This window comes from Salinivibrio sp. MA427 (genome assembly GCF_001996115.1).
Taxonomy (GTDB): Bacteria; Pseudomonadota; Gammaproteobacteria; order Enterobacterales; family Vibrionaceae; genus Salinivibrio; species Salinivibrio costicola.
In genome coordinates, this window is sequence record NZ_MUFH01000450.1 from 1 (window position 1) to 1,496 (window position 1,496).

The window sequence follows — 1,496 nt, forward strand, 5'->3', positions numbered from 1 at the left end:
ATGTTCCCCTGAGCACTAACGCCTTGCTCACCGGTAAATTATGAGCGCAGCGAGTAATTTATCCGCGTGCAGCAACTTGTTATGCCTAATCACGCCTATGCCGACCAGTGAGTTGATTTAACACCCAATGTTCCCCTGAGCACTAACGCCTTGCTCACCGGTAAATTATGAGCGCAGCGAGTAATTTATCCGCGTGCAGCAACTTGTTATGCCTAATCACGCCTATGCCGACCAGTGAGTTGATTTAACACCCATGGCTCCAATTTCTCCCGTAACAGGCCCACCAGACGGTTGTGTTGCTCTTCGGTTATTGTTTCGCCTTCTTTTGCTCCGCAATTGGCGAATGCATACCCAACCGCCTCCTCTAGAACTCTCTCCCTTTCTTTTTCATGTTGCATTTCCAGTGTTGGGCCTATAACTGCACCCATAGCCTCCTGTACGGCATTGCCATCCCACTTCTCATAGTCATATGCCTTGCGTATGCCAGTGGACGTCAAATCCAAGTCAACATCGAGATCCAGCTCCTTACCTTTGGTCGGATCAATCGAATACGTTGCCGAGAATGCTTTCCCTGAATAGCTGCTCGACAAACACATGACAACCCGCATTACACCAAAGTATTCGACGTATCCACGAATGATATTGATATCTGGATCGCCATTAACATGGACAATGTGAATTGGAATTCCAGCGGGCCTTTCAAGCACTAAATCCTTCTCGTAGTAATACCCAAAACACGGCTCAGATTCTTGTTTTTTTAGAAATTGAATAGCATGCTCACAGTCTCTCACGCTCACGCCAGTTGTAGAGACCAACGCAAGCGCTGTTTTGACAAATGAGCGCCCTGCATCTAAACCACCGAAGGATAAGTTGAATTTAATTGGATTCTGAGAATAGCTGGATTTCGTCTGGGCTTTCTCAAGCAGTTCATCAGCATCAAGTTGGGGGTATTTCCTGGCGACACCTTTCAACATCCTTTTTGCTTCAGCGATGTTTCTGGCAGAAATGTTAATCTCTACGCCGTTTTCATCCTTCTGCTCTTTGAAAATAGGTCTTGGTAAGTCCAGCGTTCYATCAGCATTGAGTACCCATTCATCTCCGCTGGTGGTTTGAAACTTCTGCGAAGGTGCATCACCACGCTCCCTGTTAATGCGAAAAAACAGACTCAACGGGTTCATTTGGCGCGCAAGTGCAGACTCCCAGTTATCACCAGATTCTGAGTTGCAGTCCACACACAGAAAACCCGAGACTTTCTTCCTCCCTCCAATAGAGTTTGGGATCAAGTGTTCACGAGAGTCTGTTTCTGTGGAAATCACTTCTTCACACAGCAAACATCGTTTTTCCAAATCGCTTCTCAAAAGGTCAACTCCATTTTGCATAACGCCAAATTAAGGTGTGAACAACGCTAACCACCCTACCTAAAGCATTGTGCCATAAACACTAAACTGGCTTGAAGTGAAAGCGCCGAGCGTTGTGAATCACTCTTAAATTTATTG

1 protein-coding gene is annotated in these 1,496 nt (G+C 46.1%); it reads right to left on the minus strand.

Annotated elements, in window-relative coordinates:
• Positions 1 to 212: 212 nt before the first annotated feature.
• On the minus strand, positions 213 to 1,358 hold the full coding sequence (locus tag BZG79_RS15490; protein ID WP_108743321.1) for an HNH endonuclease: 1,146 nt from the start codon (positions 1,356 to 1,358) through the stop codon (positions 213 to 215).
• Positions 1,359 to 1,496: the final 138 nt, after the last annotated feature.